This window comes from Pseudomonas sp. P5_B2, from assembly GCF_056400445.1.
Genome location: NZ_JBFULH010000889.1, coordinates 1 through 1391, shown reverse-complemented (window position 1 = coordinate 1391; position 1391 = coordinate 1). Strand labels below are relative to the sequence as shown.

The following is a 1391-nucleotide window of genomic DNA, read 5'->3' as shown; positions in this document are numbered from 1 at the left end:
GTTTTTGAAACGTAGCCGGCTTACAAGAAAATGAACTTGGCGATGAAGATCGTGCAAAGCACCCACAAGCTGACCGAGATTTCCTTGTACTTACCCGTGCCGGCCTTCATCGCCACGTAGGTGATGAAACCCAGCGCGATGCCGTCGGCGACCGAGAAAGTCAGCGGCATCATGATTGCGGTGACGATGGCCGGAATGCTGTCGGTCGCTTCGTCCCATTCGATGTGCTTCATACCGCCCATCATCAGCATCGCCACATAAATCAGCGCACCGGCAGTTGCGTAGGCGGGGATCATGCCGGCCAATGGCGCGAAGAACATCGCGGCAATAAATAGCACGCCCACGGTCACGGCGGTAAGCCCGGTCCGACCGCCCGCTGCAACGCCCGCGGCACTTTCAACGTAACTGGTGACCGGCGGAACACCCACTACAGCACCAAATACGCTGGACGCACTGTCGGCTTTCATGGCGCGGGAGAGGTTTTCGATCCGGCCGTCCGCGCCCACCAGGTTGGCGCGCTGAGCCACACCCATCAGAGTACCGGCGGTGTCGAACATGTGCACAAAGAGGAAGGCCAGGACCACGCTGATCATGCTGACGTTGAATACGCCGGCCAGATTCATGGCCATCCAGGTCGGCGCGAGGCTCGGCGGGGCCGACATAATGCCTTCGTAGTGGACAAGGCCCAGGCCCCAGCCGGCCAGGGTGACGGTGATGATGCTGATGAGGATTGCGCCGAACACTTTGTGATAGCTGAGGATGGCGATCATCAGGAAGCAAACAGCGGCGAGCAGCGGGCCGGGTTCGCGCAGGGAGCCGAGCTTTATCAGGGTCGCCGGGCTATCGACGACAATGCCCGCGGTTTTCAAACCGATCAGCCCCAGGAACAAACCGACGCCAGCGCCCATGGCAAAGCGCAGGCTCACTGGAATGCTGTTGAGCAGCCATTCGCGAATCCGCGAAAAGGTCAGGATCATGAACAACACACCAGACACGAACACCGCACCGAGGGCGGTTTCCCAGTTGTAGCCCATGGTGCCAACCACGGTGTAGGTGAAGAAAGCGTTCAAGCCCATGCCCGGCGCCAGGCCGACGGGCCAGTTGGCGTAGAGGCCCATCAACAGGCAACCCAGCGCGGCCGCGATGCAGGTCGCAACAAAGGCGGCGCCGTGATCGATCCCGGCGTCGGCCATGATGTTGGGGTTAACGAAGATGATGTAAGCCATCGTGATGAAAGTTGTCAGACCGGCAATCAGCTCGGTCTTCACCGTGGTGCCATGCAAGCTGAGTTTGAAGATGCGCTCAAGTAAGCCATTGCGTAATGGCGGCGAGAGATCCAGCGTCGATGCTTCGGATTTGCGGCTTTCCACAGCGAGTACTCCTCAAGAGTT

General features: G+C 59.5%; 1 protein-coding gene. It reads right to left on the bottom strand.

The features are described from left to right. Positions 1 to 20: 20 nt before the first annotated feature. A complete protein-coding gene (locus AC1DRJ_RS27750) occupies positions 21 to 1370 on the bottom strand; it encodes an NCS2 family permease (protein ID WP_477804962.1) in 1350 nt (449 codons plus the stop codon). Between the last annotated feature and the right edge of the window lie 21 nt (positions 1371 to 1391).